The sequence below is a fragment of the Acidovorax radicis N35 genome, from assembly GCF_000204195.1.
GTDB lineage: Bacteria > Pseudomonadota > Gammaproteobacteria > Burkholderiales > Burkholderiaceae_C > Acidovorax > Acidovorax radicis.
Genome location: NZ_AFBG01000018.1, coordinates 303,062 through 327,879 on the forward strand (window position 1 = coordinate 303,062; position 24,818 = coordinate 327,879).

Sequence of the window (24,818 nt, forward strand, 5' to 3'; positions counted from 1 at the left end):
CGCAGACCCTCTCATCTTGCGCGCCCTCCACTATGCCTGCGCCCCGGGCATGAGCTTCAGCCGGCGTCTGTGGTGTCTGGGGACGTGGTTTAACCAGCCGTCGCTCCGCGTACTTGGGCTGGCGTGTTCACGGCCTGGGCCCCTGCATTTGACGCAGCTGCAAAAGCCGCCACAAGCGCCGTGAGAGTGGGAATGCGCATGGGGCTGGTTGGAGTTGATGGTGACTGGGAAGCCTCGGCACGGCAAAAATTGAATGGTGATGGGAGGTGATGGGTCCGGGAAATGTGACCGTGACACACCGCCACGCCCCGTGCAGAATGAACCGATGAGCACTACCACCACCACCTCCTTCCAGTCCAACGCAGACGGCACCCAGGTCACCACCTACACCTGGGCCCAAACCCCGGGCCAACCAGTGGGCGTCGTTCAAATTTCCCACGGCCTTGCCGAGCATGGCGAGCGCTACGACCGCTTTGCGCGGGCCTTGAACGCCGCAGGCTTCATCGTCCACGCCGTGGACCATCGCGGACACGGGCGCACCGCCGGTGGCAAGCTGGGTGACTTTGGCAGCGCAGGTTTCAGCGGCCTCATTGCCGACGTGGCCCAGTTCGGCGCACTGCTGCGCGCACAGCACGGGCCGCAACTGCCCGTGTTCCTGTTCGGCCACTCCATGGGCTCGTTCGCAGCGCAGGCGGCCATCCTCGACCATTCATCCACCTGGTCCGGCGTCATCCTGTCAGGCTCCACCGCCCTCGACCTGTTTGCCGCCGCCATGGCCAACGCCCCCGCCGATGCGACCGCCGGGCTCGCGGCGTTCAACGCAGGCTTTGAGCACCGCACCGGCTACGAATGGCTGTCGCGCGACGCCGCAGAGGTAGACGCCTACGTCGCAGACCCCTGGTGCGGCTGGGACATGCCGGACGACGTGATCCCTTCGCTTTTCGCACCTGCGCCCCGGTTGGCCGACCCCGCGCTGCTCGCGCGCATCCGCAGCGACCTGCCCATCCTGATCGCGTCCGGCGACGCAGACCCGCTGGCTGCAGGTGGTGTCTTGTTGGAGCAACTGGGGCAGCGGTACCGGGATGCCGGTGTGGCCGATGTGACGGTCAAGCTGTACCCGGCGGCGCGCCATGAGATCTTGAATGAGACCAATCGGGATGAGGTGACGGGGGATGTGGTGGCGTGGCTGCGGGCGCGTTCCCGCATTGCGTAGTCACGGCTCCCGTAGCAGCAGTCTGTTGAAGCGGCTCCCACGCCGGTTCATGCGAACAGCTCTGCCACCCTCTGCAGGAATGCCTGCATGGTCAGCTCGGCATCCAGCGTTTCGCGGGCGATAACGTCGGCGTTCCCGTGGCGCACGCCGTACTCAATGCGCAGCTGCATTTGGCCGTCGTCGTCCAGTCCGTTTTCGTAGCCCATGCGGAACATGCGTGATATGTCGCCGCGTCGAGCCAGTGCCAGGAAGCGATGCTCGTCAAGGCCCGTGATGGGTGCAAAGCAAAGGCACACCACTTTGATCGCGCCCTCACCAGCCCTGCCGGGCAGAGTGGTCACATGGCATCCGAGGCCGTCCGGGGGGATGCGCCCGGAGCTAGGCAATGTGGAGGCCTTGTCTTGCCACGCGCGCGTGAGCTCGGATGCACCATCCGGACCGGCGAACCTGGCCCAAAAGCCACCTGGGTCTTTGCGCAGGTCCTGGTGCAAGGCTTCGGTCACTTCATAGTGGTGACAGCGCCGCCCACGCGGGTCGGGGGTGTGGGACTGCAGCGATGCAGGAATAGGGCGCAGTGCGGCCCGCCAGGCTGCTATGTCGTTCCAGCGGACCAGTGGCGGCGTGTGGGCCAGCGTGGCGCGCACGGCCGCCAGGGCCTCGCGTTCCTGAGGGGCGCGCCAATGGCTGCTGTGCTGCCAATGGTCCTCCAGCTCGCGGGCGATGGCGGGTGCCATGGGGTTGCCGTTGAGGTAGGAAATGATGAGGCGCTGCGCAAGCGGAAAGACCTCGTCACGCAGGCTGCGCGAGCCGTCGGAGCCGTCCGGGCGGTCCGACCAGGTGTAGGCGTTGCGGTAGGGGGTACGCACCGTGTCGGCGCTGGCGTCGTTGAGCAGTTGGTCCAGCCCATGCAGGTCAGTGCACAGACCCGCCAGGGGCAGAACCCGACCACATACCAGCGCAAGGACCGCTGGCAATTGCGACAGACGTTCGAGTGCCCACCGGTGCAGGGAGCCCGGCCCGGGCTCGAAGAACGCCATGCCCAGCTCGAAGGCGGTGTCCTGGTGAGGCTCGGGGCCCAGGGCTTGTGCCAGCACAGCGGTACAAGCGTCATGCCACACACGCAGGGTCAGGTTCAGCACTTCATAGCGCATCAGATTGACGGTCAGCACCTGGCGCACAGCACCAAGCCGTCGGGCGAGGACGATGGGCGCGCCGGGCTCGTCGGGTGGCGCAGCTTCCAGCTCAAAACCGCTGCCAGCCATAGCGCGCGCCAGGGCAGGGGCCAAAACTTCTCGCACCTCGCTCTCGCCGCGCAGCGCGTCTGGCGGGAGCGCCCCCCAGGGCCGCTTTTCGGCGGGCGCCACAGGCGTGGCGGCTTGCGCGAACTCAGTCGGCACTACCCGGCCGTCGGGCAGAAAACCTACGCCCAGCGTCGCGTCATACGCCACCAATCCCAGTGCACCGGCAATCTCCACAGCCGCCCGGTATGCAGGCATCTCATCCACGTTCGGGAGGTCAAACTGCCATGCCGCGCGACGGCAGGCGTCGGCCTGTTGCAGTGGAGTGGTGCGACTCGCTACCTTGAAGCGGGCCTCGAACCGCAGCGCGAACTCGAGGAAGCGCAGGTTCTTGCCATCGGCACGCGCGTGCAGTAACTCGCGCATGGCCTCCAGAGCTGCAAAATTTTCGGGCAGCGGCAGGGCATGGCGCTGGGGGTCGAAGAGGTGAAGGCTAGAGGGCATTGCGGAGCTAGTACATAGTGATAGAGGCTGGCTCCCGCAGCTTGGCCGCGTGGATTCGCATGATTTGTTTGGGCCTGCAGGCTCATGCAATCGGCGACGGTTTAAGCGGTGAGGCTTCGTCTGCAAGTTCGTCGAGAACGGTGAATACGCCCTCAAGGTCGTCCCGATAGAACGCCGTGTAGTTCGTTGTGAAGACCGAGCGCCCGCTACTCTGCAGGCCCATTCCCCGGATATGTTCGCGACACTGCCTCCAATAACTCCCCAAAGCCGCCGAATCCAACCCGCCTGGAATTCCCGTCTTGGTCGCGACGTAGCTGTCCCCCTCCTGGTCTGAGAAGAATGGACTGCTTAGATGGGATAAGCAGTGGTCAATGAAGATTAAAACGTTTTCGGAATCTTTGGGGTTGAAGCAATGATCAAAGATGTACTCGTTCATCAGTCTCGATATGCCTCCGCAATCTTCATCTCCAGCGGCATCGTAGTAGCCGCACCCGACACCAGCGCCATTTGGAAGAGACGAGTTGCTAAGTTGGTAGGCCACAAAAGATGCTGCGGAGGACCGCGCTACAGCTATGCGGCGGGCAATTGAAGTGTTCACTTCATCGGGCTCCGGAGGGAGCACCGCTTGATCTACAAGACTTGCGAATGCCTCTCCCAGGAAGTCTTCGGCCGGAACTCTGGATGCTTCGGCAAAGAAGTTTCGTCCCGGATCGATATAGGTACGCTTGAAAAGTGCGAAAACCTGCTGCGACAGCCTCCTCATTCCCGTAAGCGCTAGCTTGCTGACTAGGCCAGTGGTCTGTGCGGTCGAATCCTGATGAACGATGAGTGCTCTCTGCAAGTTGTACAGCTGCCCCCCACGATCCGCTGAGCATTGGAGCCTAAACAACATGAGGTCTTGCCAACCCAAGACTCCACGACGGGGGCTCGCAAGCCGCTCTATCAATCCCTTATCGAGATGTGCACGCTCGCCAAATATCCGCCATGCGATCTCGATGACATTTTCAGAAGAGTTCGTCCTCCTTTGACCGGCCGTTCGCCCCCAGCCTACTCCGTCCAAAAGTCGCAACAAGGCGTAGACAGACCTCGGTCTCAACCCTCTGTCATCGTTGTCGAACGATGAATAGCGAGGCATGTATTGCACAAGTGTTTCGATGGCGTCCTCGGTTGCGACACTGGGGAGGCGGTGGGCCTGATTCACCAGTACCCTCCAGAACTGATCGTGCCCCTTCTCTCCGCTCTTCAACGCAAAGTCGGCTGTTGAGAGTATGGAGGAGATGGAGTGACCTTCGCGAACTTGGTCAACCGCCGTTTGATAAAGGACGAAAGTCTCTTGCGGTTCCGGTGTCGCGAAACGCACGATAAGTTTGAGGTAGCCCTCAAGATTTCGCGATTGCGCGTTATTGAAGCATGCCCGAGATCGAAGGGTTGACTCTTCGACGCTACCCGCCTCGCCCAGCTTCAGCGCACCGATATCAAACAACTGCTCAAGCAAAAACTTGGAAGGACCTTTCTGGTCATCTCTCACTTGCGAGAAACCCTCCGCGTTCATGAAGCTCTTCCTGTCATATTCCCACTTCACTGAGAACGCGCCACTGCGACCTTCCGTCTCTTCGGCGTAGATTTGCCTGAATAGGCCGGGATAGTTCAGATGCAGAAGCATGAGATTGATGAGATCTCGCTTATTGAAGTCCGTCCTCCCCAAATTGGTCTTCTCAATCTGCATAAGAAGAATGGCATTGACGAAGCGCTTAACCTTTCGCAGATCCCCAACCAAAGCTAGGTATTTGGCTGCAGATTCGCCTTGCAAGATGTCGGCAAGTTCATTGAGAACCGCGCCCAGCTTGACCATCGTGTCTGAGGGAACAGAGCCAAGCTGGCTCTCCGCTTTCTCCCAGTCGCGTCGCAGGAAGTCACGTATGCTGGTGCTGTCGACAAATAAGCTGAGCTTGACCGTCACGAACTTTTCAAGAAACTCGCGCGCCCTCGAACCCTCTTCTTTGCTATCTGCTAGCACCTCGGTGTCATAGCAAAGAATATAGGTCGCCTGCGAAAGCTTGAATGTCCGCCTTGTCGCAAACAGAACATTGTTGATCGTCTTGGCATCCAATCGATCCAAATCGTCGATCACCACGATTACCCGTCGACCAATGCGACGAAGGACCTCGTCAATGTCGTCCAGAAGTTCATCGACAGTCTCTGCCGAAGGCTCCATCGATAGCTTGAAACCCAGAAATGAGACATCCGCCTTCCCCTTAACGAGGCGAGAGTAACGAGAAGCCGCTGGCCTGAATTCTGGGGCGAAGACTTTGCTTTGGATGGCCGCGGACAGGTCACGAATTAGCCGGTCCGAGAGATCAGGCTCAGAGGCATACCGGAGAGGCTCGAAACGACAAACAATGACTTTGTCTGCAGCGCGGTCCCAGTACCGCTCGGCTAGGTTGATGAAACTTGTCTTTCCGACACCCCATGGGCCATCGACACCGAACACCAGCCCCGAATGGGAGCCACTTGCCAAGACGGTTTCCGCGAACGATTTAGCTTGTCCTTCGCTCGCCAGTAGGTCGTCCGTCTCGCGTTTGATCTCGTCGTCTGAAAGGAAAAAGAGTTGCGATCGAGTTTCGGATCGACTCGGCCGGCTTTGCTGGACCAATGACGAAATCAACAAGATGCAGAGAAGCAGTAGGAGTACGGGCGCCCAATGGGGATCCGCGGACTGAAGAGCGTCGTGAAATTTTGAGAACCAGGGGAGCGCCAATTCGTTCGACCAGCCACCGAGAACAATTGCGAGAAACAGGTCCAGGCGCAGGCTGCGCCCCATCTGTGCTGCGGACACATGCGCGCCGCGCTTGAGGGCATACATCGTACAAATTGCAAGTACGGCGAGGACAACAGCTCCCCGTAGCCAGATGCACAAATCGGCGAGTGTAGGGGCGAAGTTGGAGCCTAAGTGGTAGGTTGTCCGGAAAATCTCAGCTCCAACAAAACCAATGACAAACATCCTGGCGAATACCAAAATCTCCGGCATCTTCATTGATGGCTTTGTAGCTGGCATTGGCTTCCTTTTTTAGGCATGTGCGCTTCGCGCTCGAAAGTATCGCCGTTGCCTGCGGCTTCGCCGATCTGACTGCAACTGCCTGTCCGCTACAGCCGTTCAATTTAAAGGGACAGGTGACAGATCATGGCCGAGGGCTGCCCGCCGGATGGATCCCGTGAGCGGCAGCAACCGCCAACTAGCCGCAGAACCCTGAGCATTCAATCTCGTGGCCACTGACTTATCTACCTACCGACCCAGCGCCCCTCGCCCCCTCCGCGTAGACCCCGCGATCTGACAAGCACGCCGGTACGCCCGCAAGGTCAGCTCCGCGCGCTGCATCACGGTGTCTTCCACGGCCGCAGCACGGTCGGCCAGCTCGTCGGCCTGGGCCTGCAGCAGTTCGGCCGGGCTCATCCCCGATGCCTCGCCCGTCAGCAGCGCAATCCCCTCGCTCACATGCCCCATGGTGTAGACGTGGAACAGCCCTCGCTCTACCGCGTCCAGCACGCTGCGGTCCAGCATCAGGTGGCGCTGGTTGCGGGCGGGGATCAGTACGCCCTGCGTGCCGTCCAGCCCTGCGGTGCTGCAGGCGCGGAACCAGCCTTCGATCTTTTCGTTGATGCCGCCGACGGGCAGCACCTCTCCGTGCTGGTTCAATGCGCCGGTCACGGCGATGCCCTGGCGCAGGGGAAGGCCTGACAGGCTGGACAGCAGCGCGTACAGCTCGGCGCATGAGGCCGAGTCGCCTTCCACGCCGCTGTATTCCTGCTCGAACACGATGGACGCATTGAGTGCCAGCGGCGCCACGTGGCTGAACAGGGCGGTGAGGTAGCTGTGCAATATCAGCACGCCTTTGTCGTGGATGGGGCCGGACATGTCGACCTCGCGCTCGATGTTGAGCAGGCCCTCTTGCCCGGCAAACGTGCGCGCGGTGATGCGCACGGGGAAGCCGAAGCGGTAGTCGCCCAGGTCGATCTGCGTCATGGCGTTGATCTGGCCGGTGATGGAGCCCGCCAGCGAGATCAGGCGCTCGCCTTCGGTGATGGAGTCGTGCAGTTCTTCTTCGGGCTGGTTGTGGCGCTGGGTGCGGGCGGCCAGGGCGGTCAACACGTCGCCCGCCTGCACCAGGGGGCCGCCGCGCGCCTTGCACAGCGAGGCGCTTTCGATGGCCAGCGCTTCGGTGTGTGCAAAGCGTGCGCTCTGGCGGCGCTGGTCGTCGGCCTCGCGGTGGGTTTGCTCCAGCAGCAGGGCCACGGCGTCGGGGCCGAAGGGGGGCAGGCCGCGCTTCTTGCAGACCTGTGCCACCAGGATGGCGGTGGCATGGTGGGTGGCGGGGGTGGCGGCAAAGTGGTCTGAAAAATCCACCTTCACGCGAAAGCGGCGCGCGGCGTCGGGGTCGGCGTCCTGCAGGGCGTAGTACTCGTCCACCGATCCGATCAGCACGATCTTCACATCCACGTCCACCGGCTCGGGCTGCAGCGCCACGGCGCCGCCGGGGCCATGGCCTGGGCCGCCGCCGCCTTCCTCGATCTGCAGGCGGCCGCAGCGCAAAAAGCGGCGCAGGCGCTGCCACAGGCCTTCTTCGGCAGCCAGGTCGTGCAGGTGCAGCAGGATGAAGCCGCCATGCGCCTTGAGCAGGCTGCCCGCGTGGATGCCGGTGTGGTCGGCCTGCACGGTGTCGGCGTCCGATCCATGCTCGATGCTGCCAAACAGCGTGCGCTGGGTGGGGTTGTCTTCCACCACCACGGGCGCGGCGGTGCGGCCGTGGTTGTCCACCACCAGGTTCACCTGGCAGCGGGCCAGCAGGTCGTCGAGTGCGTCCTTGCGGTCGTCTTCGGCGTCGGTGCCCTGGTCGCCACCGCGTTCGGTGTCCAGGGGCTCGAACAGGTCGATGTCGCCCAGCACAGCCTGCTCCACCTGGTCGAGCCAGTGGGTGAGCTTGACGGTGTCCTTGATCTGCTTGCGCAGGCCCTGGCGGATGTCGTGCAGGGCGTGTTCCACCAGGGGCTTGATGGTCTGGCGGCGCAGGGCGGCCAGGGCGTCGTCGCGGGCGCGCTCCAGCGGGCGGGCGGCTTCAAGAAAGCGGGCGATCTCGGTGCGCACTTCCTGCTCGGCGGCGTCGATCTCGGCGCGGCGCTCGCGCGGCAGGGCGCGGGCTTCGCTTTCGGTCAGCGGCTGGCCCTTGGGGCCGGTGAGGGTGAACACCATCTGCCCGCCGTCGCGCGTCAGGCGGAACTGGCGGGCTTCGGCAAACGCGTCCAGCGCCGCAAAGGCTTCGGCCTCTTGCGTTTGCCAGTTTTTTTCGATGCGCTCGGCCTCGGCCTTGAAGTCGGCGGCGGCCAGGCTTTTGGGGATGTCGGCCTGCAGGTTCTTGGCCATGTCGGCCAGGCCCTGGCGCAGCTGGCGGCCCTGGCCCGCTGGCAGGCGCAGGGCGCGGGGGCGGTCGGGCGTGTCGAAGTTGTGCAGGTAGCACAGGTCGGGTGGCACGGCGCGCTGGCTGGCTGCCGCCTGCATGGCCTGGCGCAGCAGCGACGCGCGGCCGCTGCCCACTTCGCCCAGCACAAACAGGTGGTAGTCGGGCTGGTGCAGGCCCAGGCCAAACTGGGCGGCGGCCTGGGCGCGCTCCTGGCCGATCCAGGGCAGGGGCAGGTCTTGCAGTTCGGCCGTGCTGGCAAAGCCCAGCGTTGCGGGGTCAATCGTCAGCCGCAGCTGGTGGGGGGCGAGGGCAAAGGCGGGCATCGGTGCGGGCGTTGGGGGAGGGCAGGTCGTCAGACTGGGTCTGCCATCTCAAAATATGGATAAAAATGACCGCTAGCGCTTTATGGATAAGCGCAAGTAGCTATAAAAATAATAGTAACCAGTCAATGGGCCACGGGGCAGGCCCCGGCAGGTGCGCCACCCGCCTGCGCATGGCTGCGCGCATCGGCCAGCGCCGCAGCGGTGGGCGCCTCGGTGGGCCAGCCCGCCAGGTGCTGCTGCGCCACGCGGCTGAGCGCGGTGATCCAGTGGTTGTTGTCGTTCAGGCAGGGGATGTAGTGAAACTCCTTGCCGCCCGCGTGCAAGAAGGCCTCGCGCACTTCCATGTTGATTTCTTCCAGCGTCTCCAGGCAGTCGCTGGTGAAGCCGGGGCACACCACGTCCACCCGCCGCGTGCCGGCCTTGCCCAGTGCCTCGATGGTGGGCTGGGTGTAGGGCTCCAGCCACTTGGCCTTGCCAAAGCGCGACTGGAAGGTGATGCGGTAGCGCTCTGCGCGCAGGCCCAGGCGCTCGGCCAGCAGGCGGCCCGTCTTGCGCGCCTCGCAGTGGTAGGGGTCGCCCAGGTGCAACGTGCGCTCGGGCACGCCGTGGAAGCTCATCACCAGCTGGTCGGGCTGGCCGTGGTGTTTCCAGTGGGTTTCGATGGTGCGGGCCAATGCGTCGATGTAGCCGGGGGTATCGTGATAACGGTTCACAAACCGCAGCTCGGGCACGTTGCGCGTGCGTGCGGCCCAGGCATACACCGCATCGAACAGGCTGGCCGTGGTGGTGGCTGAATACTGCGGGTACAGCGGCAGGATCAGGATGCGCGTGGCGCCCTCGGCTTTGAGCGCGTCGAGCTGGCTGGCGATGGAGGGGTTGCCGTAGCGCATGGCATGGCGCACCAGCACGGCGTGCCCGGCCTCGCCCAGCCAACCGCGCAGCAGCGTGGCCTGTTTGGCCGTCCACACCGCCAGGGGCGAGCCCTCGGGGGTCCACACGCTGGCGTATTTGGCGGCGGATTTGGCGGGGCGGGTGCGCAGGATGATGCCGTGCAGGATGGGCCACCACACCAGCTTGGGAATCTCCACCACGCGGTGGTCGCCCAGGAACTGCGCCAGATAGCGGCGCACGGCCGGGGCCGTGGCGGCGTCGGGCGTGCCCAGGTTGCACAGCAGCACGGCGGTGCGGTCGGCCTGGCCGTGGGTGTAGGGGGGTTCGGGGGCAAAGGGTGAGCGCATGGCCCCATTGTGGCAAATGGCCCTGGCCCTTTGCGCTGACGGGTGCATGGACCCGCGCATGGACCTGCGGGGTGAATGGGTGGGGCGTGTCGGGTATTCTCGCCAGACCATGCCTGCACCCATCCCTGACTTGCCCCCGGCGCAATCGCTGGACAAGGGCCGCATCCGCGCCATCACCATTGACCTGGACGACACGCTCTGGCCCATCTGGCCCACCATTGAACGTGCAGAGGCACTGCTGCTCCAGTGGCTCACAGACCACGCGCCCGCCACGGCTGCCCTGTTCCAGAGCACTGAGGCGCTGCGCGCCATCCGCAACCAGATGGTGACCCTGCGGCCCGACTTGAACCACGACCTGAGCGCGCTGCGCCGGGAGTCCATTCGCCTGGCGCTGACCCAGGCGGGTGACGAGCCCGCGCTGGCCGAACCCGCGTTTGAGCTGTTCTTTGCCGAGCGCCAGCGTGTGCAGTTGTTCGACGATGCCCACGATACGCTGGCTTTCCTCGCGTCGCGCTACCCGGTGGTGGCGGTGTCCAACGGCAATGCGGACGTTCACAAGGTGGGCATTGGTCACTATTTCCAGCACAGCCTGAGCGCTGCAGTGCTGGGCGTGGCCAAGCCCGATGCGCGCATCTTCCACGCCGCCGCCGGCATGCTGCAGGTGCCGCCGCACGAGGTCCTGCACGTGGGCGACGACGCTGCCCTGGACGCCCGGGGCGCCATGGATGCGGGCATGCAGGCCGTGTGGTTCAACCCCGCCGAGCATGCGTGGCCGTATGACACACCGCCCCACGCCACGGTGGGCAGCCTGACAGCGCTGCGCGAATTGCTGGATTGATTTGGAAGCTCCCCTGTGCCGCCTTCGTCGCCTTTCCCTGGAGATGGCGATGCGCATGCTGCGGGGTGGCCCTTGTCCGGCGTTTCTGGCCGGGGCCGCGCCCGTTTCGCGGGCGCGTGCAGCCGCCAACCATTGAGTTGTGCCATGGCGGGCTCCCGCCTTGTTTCTTGTCGCACGTCAAGGCTTGGGCGCGCCATCGCGGCCGGAGCGCTTGATCCCACCGGCGGTTGACGCCACACTCACCCGTCGCCTTGCCGACCATTCCACCATGCCCCGCAACCCCCCCGCCTTGCCCCGTGTTCGCAGCATCGGCCTCATGCAGCCCATGACCTGGCTCGTTCTGGCCTGGCGCGATATGGCGCGTGCGGGCTGGATCAGCTTTGCCCATGGCCTGGCGCTCACGCTGCTGGGGGCGGCCATCTTTGCGGTGGCGCACAACCGCTTCTGGCTGCTGGCCGGGGCGCTGTCGGGTTTTCTGGTGGTGGCGCCGGTGCTGGCCACCAGCCTCTATGCGCTGAGCCGTGCGCTGGAGCGCGGCGAGCCCGCGAACCTGGGTGTGGTGCTCAAGACCTGGCTCAACTGGCAGGGCAGCCACGTCAACAAATGGGGCAACGACTACTGGTGCATGGTGCAGTTCGGCGCCTTGCTGGCGCTGGCGGCCACGGGGTGGGTGATGACGTCGGCGGCGCTCATCACGCTGCTGGCGCCGGTGCCCATCCACACGCCACTCGATTTTCTGCGCCATGTGGTGCTGGCACGGGATGGCTGGCTGTTCGAGATCTGGCTGGCCCTGGGCAGCCTGATGGCGGCGCCGATCTTTGCGTCCAGCGTGGTGGCCATGCCCCTGCTGCTGGACCGCCGCGCCACGCTGCTGCAGGCCGTGCTGACCAGCTGGCAGGCCGTGATCGGCAACCCGCTGCCCATGGCGTTCTGGGCGGCACTGATCCTGGGGTTCACGCTGCTGGGGCTGGGCTCGCTGCTGCTGGGGCTGATCGCCGTCATGCCCATGCTGGGCCATGCCAGCTGGCATGCCTACCGCGACCTGGTCGATGCCTCCAGCCTGCCTGAACGCGATGCCACCAAACCCGCGCAGACAAGTGGGGTGGCACCGTGATCTTTGGTTTTACCGAGGCGCAGATCTCGGGCTTCTTCCTCACCTATGGGGTGGGCGCGTTCATCCTGTACATGCTGTTCATCATCGGTCAGCTGGCGTGGGAGTCCAAGGCCGGGCGCTTTGGCACTTTTGTGCTGTTCCTGGGGCTGGGCGTGGGGTTTTTGGGGTTTCTGGCCAAGGTGGTGATCCAGTGGTGGCTGGAGAAGTGAGATCGCCTGCCCGTGGCCGGGCGGGGTAGAGGTCGGTGTTGCCCCGATGTTTTCTTTGGCCCCAGATCACTACTGCGTAGGGCCCGCCCTGTGACCCACCACAGCTCTTCCTGGACCGAGCACCACACCCGGCTTGTCGCCCTGGTGCGTGCATCGCCTGCGTTGATGGGGGCGCTGCGTGCCGTCCGGATGCTGGGGCTGGGCTCGTGGTGCATAGGTGCCGGTGCGGTGCGGTCTCTGGTGTGGGACGACTTGCATGGGTTTGCAGAACCCACGCCGCTGGACGATGTGGATGTTGTCTACTTCGACCCCGCTCGGGAGGGCACAGAACACGATGCGGCGCTGGAACACCGCCTGCGCCAGGAGATGCCGTCCGTGGTGTGGGAGGTGACCAACCAGGCCACCGTGCACCACTGGTTTGCCCGCCACCTTGGGCAGCCAGTGGCGCCATTGGAGTCGCTGGAAGACGGAGTGGGCACCTGGCCGGAGATTGCCACTTGCGTGGGTGTCTTCCTGCGTGCGGACGATTCCATCGGCGTTGTGGCACCCCACGGGCTGGACGACTTGTTCAACTTGATCGTTCGCCACAACCCGCTGCGCGCCGATGCGCGAACCTACCGCGAGCGTGTGGCCTCCAAACGATTTGCCGCGCGCTGGCCGCTGCTGTCCATCTGCCCCGCTTGAGGCGGATTCGTGCCCTGAGCCGGTAACCGCCTCAGCGCGGCCAGGACCGCAGGCCCAGCTCCTGCGCCAGCTGGCGGTACTCGCTCAGGCTGCGTTGCACAAAGTCCTCCAGCGCCGCGCCGGTGCGTGCAAACGGGTACAGGCCGTGCTGGCTGCACAGCGCGGCATAGCCAGGGGCGGCCAGCGCTTCGGCAAAAGCGGCCACCCAGGCGCGCACGGCCGCATCGGGGGCACTGGCCGCCATATACAGGCCGCGCACCGTGGGCCAGACCAGGTCGATGCCTTGCTCCCGCGCTGTGGGCAGGCCAGCCAGGGCGCCTGGCAGGCGGGCCTGCGACAGCACTGCCAGGAAGCGCAGGGGCGCACCCTTTTCAACCGCCTGCTGGGCCTCGGCCGCGTCCCCGGTGAAGATGCCGATGTGGCCGCCGCGCAGCGCCTTCAGGGCCTCGCCGCCGCCTTCGAACGATACAAAGCGCATGCGTTTGGGGTCTTGCCCTGCGGCGTGCGCCAGCAGCGCGGCCTTCATCCAGTCCTGGCTGCCCAGCGTGCCGCCCGCCCCGAAAACGACGCGGGTCAAGTCCTTGCGCAGCGCCGCCACCACATCCTGCAGGTGCTGGTGCGGTGAGTCGCGGTGCACGGCCACCACGCCGTAGTCGGTGCCCAGGGTGGCGATCCAGCGCACGGCGCTCACCGGGTGGGGGCCGAAGCGGCCCTGCGCGATGTTCAGCAGCGAGCCGCTGGAGAACGCCACCAGGGTGCCCGGCCCGCCCAGCCGCCCGGTGGCTACCTGGTCAAACGCCACGGCACCGATGCCGCCTGGAAGGTAGCGCGTGTGCAGCGGCGGCCGGGCGGGGCGTACGGCCTGCACGGCCTGTGTGGCCAGTCCGCAGGTCAGGTCGAACCCACCACCGGGCCGCGAAGGGGCCACACATTCGGCAGCCTCGGTGGAGGCATCGGCGGCCCATGCAGCGGGCCACCAGGCCGAGGCCGACGCTGCGGCCAGGGCCTGCAGGGCATGCCGACGTGGGCGGCTGTCTGGGCCGGGGAGGGGCATGGGAAGGTTGCGCATGATGTGCTGCGTGCGGGGTCGGGAGGGCTGAACAACGTGCCGTATGAGATCAGAACATCAGGGACGTGGCCACCACAGGATGGCCAGCAGGCCGGGGCCGCCCGCGCGGTCTTCCAGCCGCAGGGTGCCCCGGTGCCGTTCGGCGATGGACCGCGCAATCGCCAGGCCCAGGCCCGACCCGCCCGCAGCCGCTTGCGAGCCGCGCCGGTAGCGCTGGCCCAGCGCATTGCGTTCGCTGGCGGGCAGGCCGGGGCCGTTGTCTTCCACGCTGACGCTCCAGCCCAGGCCGTCGCCCGCAGCGGATACGGTGACCGTGCCGTGCGCGGGTGTGTAGGCAATCGCGTTGGCTGCCAGGTTGGTCAACGCCTCGCGCAGCAGGCCGCTGTCGGCCACGGCCATGAACTCCGGCGTGGGGGTGTGGATGCCAAAGTCGATCTGCCGCGCGCGGGCACGGGGCAATAGCTCCAGCGCCACGGTGCGCAGCAGGGCCGCGAGGTCGAAAGGGGCCAGTTCGACCGCCGCCGTGTCGCTGCGGCCCAAGGCCAGCAGCTGCTGCGTGCTGCGGGTGGCGCGCGCGATCTCGCCGCCGATGGCATCCAGGGTGTGTTGCACCTGGGTCGCATCGGCCTCGCGCCGGGCGTAGTCGATCTGCATCTGCAGGGTGGTGAGGTGGGTGCGCAGCTGGTGCGAGGCGTCGTCCAGAAACTGCCGCTGCTGCGCCACCAGGTCCTGCGTGCGCGCCATCTGTTGGTTGGCAGCTGCCACCAGGGGACGGATGTCGGCGGGCAGGTCGGTGTCGGCCATGGGGGTCATGTCGTCGGGGTTGCGCGCCTGTACCTCGCGGGCCAGGCGCGCCAGGGGGCGCAGCGCCACGGCCAGCGTGGCGGCGGTACCCAGCACCATGAGCGCCAGCACCAGAGCGTCGCGCAGCGCAGCCCGGCGCACAAACCGGCGGGTGAACTCCTGCCGCGAGTGGGTGCTTTCGGCCACCTGCACCAGCACGCTGCCGGCGTCGGGCCCAGGGGCTGCGGCTTCTACCGCGCGGCGATAAGCGGCCAGCCGCACGGATTCGCCAAAGTAGGTGGCGTCGTAGAAGCGGGGCACTCCGGGTTCCAGCGGGCCGGGCGGCAGGGGGAGGTCGGCATTGCCCAGCTCGACCAGGCCATCGGACGAGGCCACCCGGAAGTACACCGGCCCGCTGGCCGTGAGTTCAAAAAATTCGAGCATGGTGTAGGGCAGCTCGGCCGACAGGCCGCCCGATGCCGTGGAGATGTTGGCGTCGATGGATTTGAGTGCCCCGAGCAGCGAGCGGTCGTAGGCCGCATTGGCCGCCTCCAGCGCATCGTGCCGCGTCATCCACAGCTCCACGCCCGTGACCACGGCCAGCAGCGGCAGCAGCAGCACAGCCAAAAGCCGCCACAGGCTGGCCCGGCGCAGACGTTGAAACAGACGGATGCCCTTCACGCCGGTCTCCGGCAGATGGGTGCAATCGTGCGCACTGGCGCGGCCCAGGCCAATGCCACCGTGGAACTGGTTTTGCCAGCCCACCGGTGGCGTCCCTCCCGAAGGGGGAAGACGCGCAGCGTCTCAGGGGGGCGCCACATCACTGGATTCAAGCGCGTACCCTAGGCCGCGCAGGGTGGTGATGCGCACACCACTGCCATCGAGCCGCTTGCGCAGGCGGTGCACAAACACCTCCACCGCCTCGGGGTGCACGTCTTCGTCGTCGGAGAACACGCGGTCCAGAATCTGCTGCTTGGAGAACGGCTCGCCGCTGCGCTGCACCAGCACGCGCAGCACCGCATGCTCGCGCGGCGACAAGGCCAGCGGCTCGCCGTGCAGCGTGAACTGTTTGCGCGCGTTGTCGTACACCAGTGCGCCACAGGCCAGGCGCGGGTGTTCGTTGCCGCGTGCGCGGCGCACCAGGGCGTGCAGGCGGGCTTCCAGCTCGGCCAGCTCAAACGGTTTGGCCAGAAAGTCGTCGGCTCCGGCGTTGAGCGAGCGCACGCGCTCGTCCAGCGAGTCGCGTGCGGTCAGGATCAGCGCGGGCAGGCGCTGGTCGCGGTCGCGCAGGCGCTGCAGCACGGCCTGGCCGTCCAGCCCGGGCAGGCCCAGGTCGAGCACCAGGGCGTCGTAGTTGTCGTGCTGCTGCAGGGCCCGGTCGGCCAGGCGCCCATCGTTCACCCATTCCACCTGGATGCCCGCATGCTCCAGTGCACGGCTGAGCCAGGTGCCCAGGCTGTGTTCGTCTTCGGCCAGGAGGATGCGCATGGGGGGATGCTAATGCCGCTAGAGTGTGCTTGGTGCGCCTGCGTGGGACCGGAGACTTTTGAAATGGGCGGGCTCCAAGGCGACGGCCACGGCTGGCGTTCCCCTTGGCTTCTTAGTCGGGTTTGACCTTGGCCCGCAGCAGCACCTTTTTCCAGCGCTCCTGCTCGGCCGCAATGAACTGTGCAAACTGGGCTGGCGTGCCGCCAATCGCTTCGGCGGCGTCACCGTTCAGGCGCTCTAGCGAGGCGGGGGCCTTGACGGCCTTGGCGGTTTCGGCCGCCAGCTTGTCAAGGTGTGCCGGCGCCAGGTTGGCGGGGGCCAGCATGCCGTACCACTGGGTCATCTCAAAACCTGGAAAGCCCTGTTCGGCCACGGTCGCCACGTCGGGCAGTTGTGGCAGGCGCTTGGCCGAGCCCGTGGCGATGCAGCGCACCTTGCCCGATTTGATGAACGGCAGCATGGCCGCAGCGCCCACGGATGCGGCGTCAAGGCGGCCCGAGAGCAGGTCGGTCATCATGGGGCCGGTGCCCCGGTAGGGTACGTGCAGCATGAAGATGTCGGCGGTCATCTTGAGGTATTCAAACGCCAGGTGCCCCGCGCTGCCGTTGCCGGCCGAGCCGTAGCTGAACTTGCCCGGGTTCTTCTTCACGTAGGCGATGAACTCCTTGAGATTCTTGGCGGGTACGTCGGGGTGCACCACGTACAGGCTGGGCACCTTGGCCAGCAGGCTCACGGGCTTGAAGTCCTTGTTGGCGTCGTAGGGCAGCTTGTCGAAGATGAAAGGGTTCACGGCCAGCGTGCCGATGTGGCCCAGGATCAGCGTGTGCTGGTCTTCCGCACGGGCCACTTCGCCCATGGCGATATTGCCAGCGGCGCCGGGCTTGTTGTCCACGTACACGCTTTGCCCCAGGGTCTTGCTGAGTTCGGCAGCCGTGGAGCGCGCCACGATCTCGGAGCTGCCGCCCGGTGCAAAAGGCACCACGAAGCGGATCGATTTGGCGGGCCAGGCGGCCTGGGCCGATGCCAGCGTGGGCAGGAGGCCGCCCATTGCCAGTGCACCGCCCGCGCCCAGCAGGTGGCGACGGGTGGGGTGGAGGGTATGGGAAAGGTGGTTGTCGAACAGCATGGTTGTCTCCGTGAAAGCCATCAAGGCGTTACCAGATGCCATGGTGCGCGCTGCGTGCTTTCGGAATGCTGTCAGTCGGCCTGGGGTTTTCCCGATGTCCTCGGTGCAAAGGGGCTTTGGCCCAGACGGTCAGGGCAGTGTTGCGACCGCCGTACCACTGAGTACAGCACCTTCCAGCGTGGCGGGGTAGGGGCCATCCACGTAGTCGCCGCAGGCCGTCAGCCCCGGCAGCACCTGCATGCCGGGCCGCTGCAGGCCGGGCGTGCAGGCAAAGGTGGCGCGTTTTTCGACCACGGTCTGCACGGGCTGCAGGGTCGATATGCCCAGTTGGGTGGCTGCCTGCTGCAGCACCTGTTGTTCAATCTGCAAGCGGTCTCCGTCACTGGCACTGACCACAAAGGCCAGCAAGCCGTGGGTGCCATCCAGCTGGCCCCGGTCGAACACGAACTGCGCGGGGTGTTCGGCGGTATTGCGCAGCGCCAGCATGGGCAATGGCAGGCGCACCCCGGGGGCGTTGGCATAGACGGTGGTGATGGCTTCAAAGCGCAGGGCACCGGCCTGGGTACTCCATGGGCTGGCACTGGCCAGCCCTGCAATGCTGGCCACGCCTGCCACAAGCCGGCTCGCCTCCCACGAAGGGCAGGCCAGGGTGATGTGGTCGAACACGTCGAGGCTACTGTTTGCGGCGCTGGTATTGCTGCTCGCGCACACCACTTGCCAGCGCCCGCCCGGCTGCGGTTGCAGCCGCTGCACCCGTTGCCCGGTGACTATCGTGCCGCCGTGGTGGCCCAGCCAACGTGCGGCGGGCTCGGGGAACAGGGCACCCAGGTCCGCGCGGGGCAGCAGCAGGTTGGAGCCACCGCGCCCGCTGAACAGGCTGTCCTGCAGCACCCGCAGAAACACCTGGCCGCTGGCTTCGCGGGCCGGGGTGTTCAGCGCCGACACGCACAACGGGTCGATGAACTCGGCCATCAGGCGCGGCGTGAGCGGCGCGCACAACTCGGCCACCGAGGTGGTGGGCTCGCAGCGAAAACCGCGCAGCTGCCACGCCGTGGCGGTGCGCAGCAGCGCCAGCTTGTCGCGCCAGCTCCAGCCTTTTGCATGGACGATGCCCAGCAGGGCATCCAGCGGCGGGGGCAGATCGGGCAACTGCAGGCCCTGGCCATCGGGAAACTGCAGCGTGAGCGGCAGGCGCAGCAGCGCAGTGTCAGGGTTCACACCCACCAGCCGCATCAGCCGCAGGCTTTCGGTGTAGGCGCCGATGAGGATGTGCTGGCCGTTGTCGAGCGTGATGGGGGTGTCGTCGGGCTGGACGGCAGGCACAGCGCGCGCGCGGCCGCCCACGGTGCGCGCGGCTTCAAACACGGTGACCTGGCGGCCTGCCTGTGCGTGTGCAATGGCCGCAGCCATGCCGGCCCAGCCGGCACCGACGATGGCGACTTTCATAGGCGCTGCGGCACTGCCACTACATCCGGCCGAGGGCCTGGACCTTCCACGCGAGCCAGAACTTGCGCAGCGGCGTGAGTTTGATGCGCTGGTGCAGCACCTGGAAGTTTTCGTGCTCGATCTCGCGCAGCAAGGTCCGGTAGATGCTGGCCATCATGAGGCCAGGTTTCTGTGCCCGGCGGTCGGCATCGGGCAGCAGGGCAAAGGCTTCGTCGTACAGGCGGTGCGCACGCTCGGCCTGAAAACGCATCAGCGCGGTGAAGCGGTCGGAGTAAGTGCGCTTGAGGATCTCATGCGCCTTCACGTCGAACTGCTGCAGCTCGCTCACCGGCAAATAGATGCGGCCCAGCATGGCGTCTTCGCCCACGTCGCGGATGATGTTGGTGAGCTGGAACGCCAGGCCCAGCGTGTGGGCGTAGTGGGTGGTGCGCTCGTCGGTCTGGCCGAAGATGCGCGCCGTGACTTCGCCCACGATGCCGGCCACGAGGTGGCAGTAGCCCTTGAGGCCTGCAAAGTCGAGGTAGCGTGTTTGCTCCAGGTCCATCTGGCAGCCGTCAATCACGGCCTGCAGGTGGCGCTGCTCGATGCCGTATTCACCTGTGTGTGGCATTAGTGCCTGCATCACAGGGTGCGTGGGCTGGCCCGCATAGGCCTTGGCCACTTCAGCCTGCCACCAGGCCAGCTTGGTGCGTGCCACGCCGGGGTCGGTCACTTCATCGACCACATCGTCCACTTCGCGGCAAAACGCGTAGAACGCCGTGATGGCCGCGCGGCGTGGCGCGGGGAGGAACAGGAAGGCGTAGTAGAAGCTGCTGCCCGAGGCGACGGCCTTTTGCTGTACGTACTGCTGTGGTGTCATGGGGCGGGATTGTCCCATGGCCTCCGGCCCTACGAGAGAGGCCGCACTTGGCCTATCTCCGTCAAAAAGCGATCTGCTCTACCCCTACGTCGCTCGGGCGCTTGAGTGCCTCGCGCATGAAGGCGCTCATGGGCAGCACCCCCTGGTCAGAGTTGAACCATTTCTTGTACAGCGCTGGCATTTCACCGCTTTGGATAGTCCGCCGCGTTACGCGATCCACCAGGTCCTTGAACCTCGGGTCATCGCGGCGCAAGCCGATGCTGTAGGGCTCCATCGACAGCCGTTTTTCCAGAAAGTGGTATTCGCCCATCGACTTTCCCAATTGCGTCATTGGCACCCAGAGGCTGGCGTCGTCGGCAAACGCTGCGTCGGCCTCACCCCGTGTGAGGGCGGCCAGGCTCTGTTGTGCACTGTCTACCAACACGTAGACGAACTTGCGATGGAAAGTACGTTCGTTGGCCACCAGCAGGCTGTCATTCGTCGTTTTGCGTTCCACCGCAATGCGCTTGCCCTGCAGATCATCCAGGGTCTTGATGCCCGAGTCCTTGCGGACTACGAACGCAGTGGTGGCAATAAAAATGTGATGGCTGAAGGCTATTTCCTTCTGGCGCTCGGCGGTATTGGTGGTGGTGCCGCACTCAAGGTCCACCGTGCGGTTCTTCAGATCGCTCAGGCGGTTTTTCCCGTCGACCAGCACATAGGTCAACCTGAGGTCGGGGCGCTTGAGTTCTTTCTTTACCTCGTCATAGATCTTCGTGCAGATGTCCACGGAGTAGCCCATCACCTGGCCCGTTGCCGGGTCCCGATACGAAAACGGGCGCGAATTGTCCCGATGGCCCAAGCGCAATTCGCCGGTTTTGGCCACCATGGAGAGGGTGTCCTGAGCCCAGGCGCCAAGCGGGTTGTGAAGGCAAAAAACAAAGACGAAAAAGGTTCGCAGCAAGATACGCAAGTACATGGCAAGGGGAGTGAATGACCTCGCGCATCAGATCCTCCAGCAGATTTTGTGGGGGTGTCGCGAAGGTGACAGATTGTGCTCCAGACTTTGCGGTGATGCAGCATTTGTCAGCAAGTGGTCAGCATTCCACAACATTCACCGCAAGGCCTCCACGCGAAGTCTCCTTGTACTTCACCTTCATGTCCGCACCGGTCTGCATCATGGTCTTGATGACCTTGTCGAGCGAAACCACGTGCTGGCCGTCGCCGCGCAGGGCCATGCGGGCGGCGTTGATGGCCTTGATGGCGCCCATGGCGTTGCGTTCGATGCAGGGGATCTGCACCAGGCCGCCCACCGGGTCGCAGGTCATGCCCAGGTTGTGCTCCATGCCGATCTCGGCGGCGTTTTCGATCTGCTCTGGGCTGCCACCCATCACGGCAGCCAGCGCACCGGCGGCCATGGAGCAGGCTACGCCCACCTCACCCTGGCAGCCGACCTCGGCGCCGGAAAGGGATGCGTTTTCTTTGTAGATGATGCCGATGGCGCCTGCGGTCAGCAAAAAGGTGGCGATCCCGTCGTCGTTCGCAGGGATCGGGCCTTGCAGGAAGTTGACGTAGTAATGCAGCACGGCCGGTATCACGCCGGCAGCGCCGTTGGTGGGCGCCGTCACCACGCGGCCCCCAGCGGCGTTTTCTTCGTTGACGGCCATGGCGTAGAGGTTCACCCAGTCGAGCATGGAGAGCGGGTCGCGCAGCGCGGCTTCGGGCTGGGTGCTGAGGCTTTTGTGCAGCTCGGCCGCGCGGCGGCGCACGTGCATGGGGCCGGGCAGGGTGCCGGTGCTGGCGCAGCCGCGTTGCACGGCCCCCGCCATCGTTCTCCAGATGGCCAGCAGCTGGCGCCGTACTTCATCGGCGCTGCGCCAATGCTCCTCGTTGGCGGCCATGAGTTGCGCCGGGGAGAGGCCGGTGGCCTGGCACTGGGCCAGCAGCTCGGCGCCCGTGCGAAATGGGTAGGGAAGGCCACGGCCATGGCCTTCGGCGCCGGTCGCAGGAGTGGCGGCCAGATTGAGCACCCGCTCGCCTGCCGCGTCGACCACAAAGCCGCCGCCTACCGAGTAGTACTCGCATGCCGCTATCTCGGTGCCTTGCGCGCCAAACGCATGAAACGCCATGCCGTTGGGGTGCAGTGGCAGGCTTTTGCGGCGGAACAGCAGGTGCTCTTTGTCGACAAACGGCACCGGGTGTTCGCCCAGCAGGGCCAGCGTTTGGCGGGTGCGGATGTCGGTAACGACCGGGGTGATCTGATCGGGGTCCATCTGGTCGGGTTCATGTCCCGCCAGGCCCAGCAATACGGCCTTGTCGGTGCCATGGCCCACACCGGTGGCGGACAGCGAGCCGAACAGCTCGACAGTGACATGGTGCACGGCGGCCAGGCCCAGGGTGTCGCGCAGATGGCAGGCAAATTGCCGCGCTGCAATCATGGGGCCCACGGTGTGGGAGCTGGATGGGCCGATGCCGATCTTGAAGAGGTCGAAAACGCTGACGGACATGGTTTGGGGCTACCGGGTAGGTTCCTGGGATGCGTGGATGCCCTGGAGGCACGGAAAGCAGCGATGGCGCGGGTGGCGCCATCGCTGGTCTCAAGACAACAACATCCTTCGCACTGCCTGCACTCTTGGTGCTGGAGTGGGCGCGAGGCTAACCGCGCAGGGCCCGGCCGGCACACGCGTAATCCCTGGGGTGTCGCGGTCTGGGGCGGGCTGCCCATGCACCGGATAGAGTGAGGGATTTCAATATTGATAGCAAACAAATGAATATAGTTAAGCGGTAGGGGCAGTTTTCATTCAAATTTTCTGCTGTTAAACCACGCTGGCGTGGCTGCGCTTGTTGCCCATGAATGTTTCTTACAGTGCAGCGGGCCGGGTCGCCACCAGCGCCAGGTACATCACAGCCTGGGGTGCCGTGGGCGGAGGCTGCCGCGTGATGCGGGGGCGCACGGACCATGGATGCAGCAGGGCCCCAAGCGCAGCGCTGGTGAAGGGCCCGCGCGCAAAAACTTCGCACGACAGGATGTGTTCTCGGCCAGCGCCGGCCTCTTGTAGCAGGCGCTCGGCGGCGTTGCGCATCAGAGTGAATTGGCCACCGGTGTCTGGTGGTGGGCTGGCCAGTGGCGTGCCTGCAGGGTAGGTGATGCAGATGGAGAGCGTGGTGGGTGCATGCCGCACACACACGTGCAGTGCTGAGGGCGCAGGGGTTTCGGCGGCGTGGCTCGGTGGGGATCGATAGGAGCGGTGGCCGCCGAGGGCCCGCGTGCCCTGCGCGCCCGTCATGCGGGGCTGCCGTGGCGGGGCTTCCATGGCCGCCTTTTGCACCAGCCCAAAATCCTCGCGGCTTGGGTGCTTGCCCATCTCCTGAGCGGAGTGCGCGGCTGGCGCGCCGGGGCCTGTGGGGGTGGGTGCATTGGTGGGGTCAGGGGTGCGGTGCACACCCGGCACATAATGAGTAAATCTATCAAGTCGATTGGCTTTTTTCCAGGCATGCTGCAGATCGTACGAAGCAAAGTGGCAGCTGACTATCGACAATATTTCCTTAAATCATGAATTCAACTCATGCCAAAAGTGGCAGCAGCGTTGTCGCGTCCGGTCCAGGTGGTGCCAGCGGCCCGCGCCGTTTGCCGCCGCTGAACATGCTGCGTGCCTTTGAGGCGGCGGGGCGGTTGCTGAGTGTGACCCACGCTGCGCGTGAGCTGAGCGTCACGCAAAGCGCGGTGAGCCACCAGATCAAGGCCCTGGAGGAATGGCTGGGCGTGGCGCTGGTGGCGCGCGACGGACGGCGGCTGGCACTGACCACCGCAGGGGCGGCGTTGCTGCCCGGGCTGACGGGTGCGCTGGACCTGATGGCGCAGTCCACGGCAGGCATCGAGCGGCTCACGCGGCGCAACACGCTCGTGGTGAATGCCACGTCCACGTTGGCCTCGCAATGGCTGATCCCTCGGCTCGCAGGCTTTTGCGCGCAGATGCCGGGGCTGGATGTGCAGCTGGTCACCACGGTAGGGCACCTGGATTTCGAGCCTGCGCAGTACGACGTGTCGATCCGCTGCTTTGCCGACAGTGAATTGGCAGCGCTGCCCGAGCGCGCGGGGTGGCGAGGCGTCAGCCTGGAGGCGTTCATCCCCGAGCAGTTCACGCCCGTGTGCAGCCCTGCCATGCTGGCGGGCGCCAAGGCCATGCTGTCGCCCCAAGGGCTTGCGCAGCACACGCTGCTGCACAGCCGATCCACACCCTTGGTCTGGCAGCAGTGGCTGGAAAGGGCGGGGGCTCCTGGCCTGCAGCCCTTGGGCGATTTGGTGTTTGACCACGCACACCTGAGCGTGCAGGCCGCCATCCAGGGCCTGGGGGTGGCGCTGGGCAACCCGCGCTTTCTGGGCGATGCACTCGCCAGTGGCTTGCTGGTCATGCCGTTCCCAGAGCTGCTTTCGGGCGAGAAGAACTATTGCTGGCTACGGCCCGCGCGTGCAGCGCAGGACCCGGCCTCGGTGGCCTTCTGCGCGTGGCTGGCGTCGGCTTAGGGCTGCGGGGCGCGTGTTGCCAGATGGGTTTGGAGGAAATAGGCGGCCACCGTGAGCAGGGCCCACGCCAGCAGCACATCCCAGAACGCCATGACCAGCCACACCGGCGCTAGCAGGGGGCCTGCGAGCGGAATGACATAGAGCGCGAGGCGGTGTGTCCAGAACCCCGGGGCCGACATGCAGGGTGACGAGAAGGGATCGAAACTGCCTGGCGAGCAGCCCAGGGCGCCCAGCACCTCCAGCGCCATCCGGTTGCCCAGTATGGGCGTGCCGAAGGCCACGCAAAAGCCGATGAGCCCGAGCAGCAGTGTCCAGAAGGCGGCGCGCGATGCCCAGCGCGCGATGTCAGCGCCGTTGACCCTGGCGCGGCGCGCTTGGCTGCGTCCCGGCATCGCAGCCGCGCTGGCGGCATTGTGTGCAGCCCGGTGCGTGGCCACCAGCGCGAGCACCCACAGCGCGATCAGCGCCCAGAAGTTGTGCAGCAGTACAAAGGGGTAGTCCGAAATACCCCCGGCCGAAAGAAACGGCGTGAGTCTCAGGCCCAGCGCATTGGGCAGCCAGGAGCAGCTGCGCAGCGCGGGATTGGCGTGCGGCTGGCATTGCAGCAGCTCCAGCAGGCGCTCAGCCACCGTGCCGCCCACCATCGCAAAACAGAGGCAAAAGAGGATCAGTCCCCACTGGAGAACCTTGAAGAGGTGTCTGTATGACACGGGATGCTTCCTCCCCGGT

General features: G+C 65.5%; 20 protein-coding genes. 6 read left to right on the top strand and 14 right to left on the bottom strand.

Annotation, left to right across the window (positions count from 1 at the left end; all coding sequences use genetic code 11):
* Nucleotides 1–325 precede the first annotated feature (325 nt).
* Nucleotides 326–1,213, top strand: a complete 888-nt coding sequence (locus tag ARADN35_RS0107020) for an alpha/beta hydrolase (protein WP_010460515.1) — start codon at nt 326–328, stop codon at nt 1,211–1,213.
* A gap of 47 nt (nt 1,214–1,260) precedes the next feature.
* Here ARADN35_RS0107020 and ARADN35_RS0107025 read toward each other — a convergent pair whose 3' ends face one another.
* The 4 genes from ARADN35_RS0107025 to hemH all read right to left on the bottom strand — a co-directional run bounded on the left by ARADN35_RS0107025 (nt 1,261) and on the right by hemH (nt 9,969).
* Nucleotides 1,261–2,955 carry a hypothetical protein gene (locus ARADN35_RS0107025; protein WP_010460517.1) on the bottom strand — a complete coding sequence of 565 codons (1,695 nt, stop codon included), beginning with the start codon at nt 2,953–2,955 and terminating at the stop codon, nt 1,261–1,263.
* 82 nt (nt 2,956–3,037) lie between these two features.
* Nucleotides 3,038–5,989, bottom strand: a complete 2,952-nt coding sequence (locus tag ARADN35_RS0107030; protein ID WP_010460519.1) for a KAP family NTPase — start codon at nt 5,987–5,989, stop codon at nt 3,038–3,040.
* A gap of 249 nt (nt 5,990–6,238) precedes the next feature.
* Nucleotides 6,239–8,731 (bottom strand): Lon protease family protein, encoded by a 2,493-nt coding sequence (locus ARADN35_RS0107035; protein WP_010460521.1) that lies wholly within the window; start codon nt 8,729–8,731, stop codon nt 6,239–6,241.
* 122 nt (nt 8,732–8,853) lie between these two features.
* Nucleotides 8,854–9,969, bottom strand: a complete 1,116-nt coding sequence (hemH, locus tag ARADN35_RS0107040; RefSeq protein ID WP_010460524.1) for a ferrochelatase — start codon at nt 9,967–9,969, stop codon at nt 8,854–8,856.
* A 109-nt stretch (nt 9,970–10,078) separates the two neighbouring features.
* Between hemH and ARADN35_RS0107045 the strand changes: the two genes are divergently transcribed.
* The 4 genes from ARADN35_RS0107045 to ARADN35_RS0107060 all read left to right on the top strand — a co-directional run bounded on the left by ARADN35_RS0107045 (nt 10,079) and on the right by ARADN35_RS0107060 (nt 12,814).
* Nucleotides 10,079–10,807, top strand: a complete 729-nt coding sequence (locus ARADN35_RS0107045) for an HAD-IA family hydrolase (protein ID WP_035197326.1) — start codon at nt 10,079–10,081, stop codon at nt 10,805–10,807.
* A gap of 268 nt (nt 10,808–11,075) precedes the next feature.
* Nucleotides 11,076–11,921 (top strand): DUF2189 domain-containing protein, encoded by an 846-nt coding sequence (locus ARADN35_RS0107050; protein ID WP_029413632.1) that lies wholly within the window; start codon nt 11,076–11,078, stop codon nt 11,919–11,921.
* Entirely contained in the window at nt 11,918–12,130 is a 213-nt protein-coding gene (locus tag ARADN35_RS0107055; RefSeq protein WP_010460530.1) for a DUF2788 domain-containing protein, read from the top strand. The genes ARADN35_RS0107050 and ARADN35_RS0107055 overlap by 4 nt, the downstream gene beginning before the upstream one ends.
* A 90-nt stretch (nt 12,131–12,220) precedes the next feature.
* Nucleotides 12,221–12,814 carry a nucleotidyltransferase family protein gene (locus tag ARADN35_RS0107060; protein ID WP_010460532.1) on the top strand — a complete coding sequence of 198 codons (594 nt, stop codon included), beginning with the start codon at nt 12,221–12,223 and terminating at the stop codon, nt 12,812–12,814.
* A 31-nt stretch (nt 12,815–12,845) separates the two neighbouring features.
* Here ARADN35_RS0107060 and ARADN35_RS0107065 read toward each other — a convergent pair whose 3' ends face one another.
* From ARADN35_RS0107065 to ARADN35_RS0107105, 9 genes are all read right to left on the bottom strand, one after another.
* Nucleotides 12,846–13,883 (bottom strand): tripartite tricarboxylate transporter substrate-binding protein, encoded by a 1,038-nt coding sequence (locus tag ARADN35_RS0107065; protein ID WP_010460534.1) that lies wholly within the window; start codon nt 13,881–13,883, stop codon nt 12,846–12,848.
* Between the two features lie 57 nt (nt 13,884–13,940).
* Nucleotides 13,941–15,338 (bottom strand): sensor histidine kinase, encoded by a 1,398-nt coding sequence (locus ARADN35_RS0107070; protein WP_029413639.1) that lies wholly within the window; start codon nt 15,336–15,338, stop codon nt 13,941–13,943.
* A gap of 132 nt (nt 15,339–15,470) precedes the next feature.
* Nucleotides 15,471–16,154, bottom strand: coding sequence for a response regulator (locus ARADN35_RS0107075; protein ID WP_010460538.1), 684 nt, complete (start codon nt 16,152–16,154; stop codon nt 15,471–15,473).
* Nucleotides 16,155–16,266: 112 nt separating this feature from the next.
* Nucleotides 16,267–17,280, bottom strand: a complete 1,014-nt coding sequence (locus tag ARADN35_RS0107080) for a Bug family tripartite tricarboxylate transporter substrate binding protein (protein WP_010460540.1) — start codon at nt 17,278–17,280, stop codon at nt 16,267–16,269.
* Nucleotides 17,281–17,409: 129 nt separating this feature from the next.
* Nucleotides 17,410–18,726, bottom strand: coding sequence for a hydroxysqualene dehydroxylase HpnE (hpnE, locus tag ARADN35_RS0107085; RefSeq protein WP_010460542.1), 1,317 nt, complete (start codon nt 18,724–18,726; stop codon nt 17,410–17,412).
* Nucleotides 18,727–18,745: 19 nt separating this feature from the next.
* Entirely contained in the window at nt 18,746–19,585 is an 840-nt protein-coding gene (gene hpnD / locus ARADN35_RS0107090; RefSeq protein WP_010460544.1) for a presqualene diphosphate synthase HpnD, read from the bottom strand.
* Nucleotides 19,586–19,646: 61 nt separating this feature from the next.
* Nucleotides 19,647–20,537, bottom strand: coding sequence for an amino acid ABC transporter substrate-binding protein (locus tag ARADN35_RS0107095; protein ID WP_244265854.1), 891 nt, complete (start codon nt 20,535–20,537; stop codon nt 19,647–19,649).
* 124 nt (nt 20,538–20,661) lie between these two features.
* Entirely contained in the window at nt 20,662–22,071 is a 1,410-nt protein-coding gene (locus ARADN35_RS0107100; RefSeq protein WP_010460548.1) for an L-serine ammonia-lyase, read from the bottom strand.
* 354 nt (nt 22,072–22,425) lie between these two features.
* Nucleotides 22,426–23,007 carry a RidA family protein gene (locus tag ARADN35_RS0107105; RefSeq protein WP_057223244.1) on the bottom strand — a complete coding sequence of 194 codons (582 nt, stop codon included), beginning with the start codon at nt 23,005–23,007 and terminating at the stop codon, nt 22,426–22,428.
* A 110-nt stretch (nt 23,008–23,117) separates the two neighbouring features.
* Here ARADN35_RS0107105 and ARADN35_RS0107110 point away from each other — a divergent pair, with 110 nt between their 5' ends.
* Nucleotides 23,118–24,089, top strand: a complete 972-nt coding sequence (locus ARADN35_RS0107110; RefSeq protein ID WP_244265855.1) for a LysR substrate-binding domain-containing protein — start codon at nt 23,118–23,120, stop codon at nt 24,087–24,089.
* On the opposite strand, the gene ARADN35_RS0107115 is transcribed toward ARADN35_RS0107110, so the two are convergent.
* Nucleotides 24,086–24,799 (bottom strand): hypothetical protein, encoded by a 714-nt coding sequence (locus ARADN35_RS0107115; RefSeq protein ID WP_035197262.1) that lies wholly within the window; start codon nt 24,797–24,799, stop codon nt 24,086–24,088. The genes ARADN35_RS0107110 and ARADN35_RS0107115 overlap by 4 nt on opposite strands.
* Between the last annotated feature and the right edge of the window lie 19 nt (nt 24,800–24,818).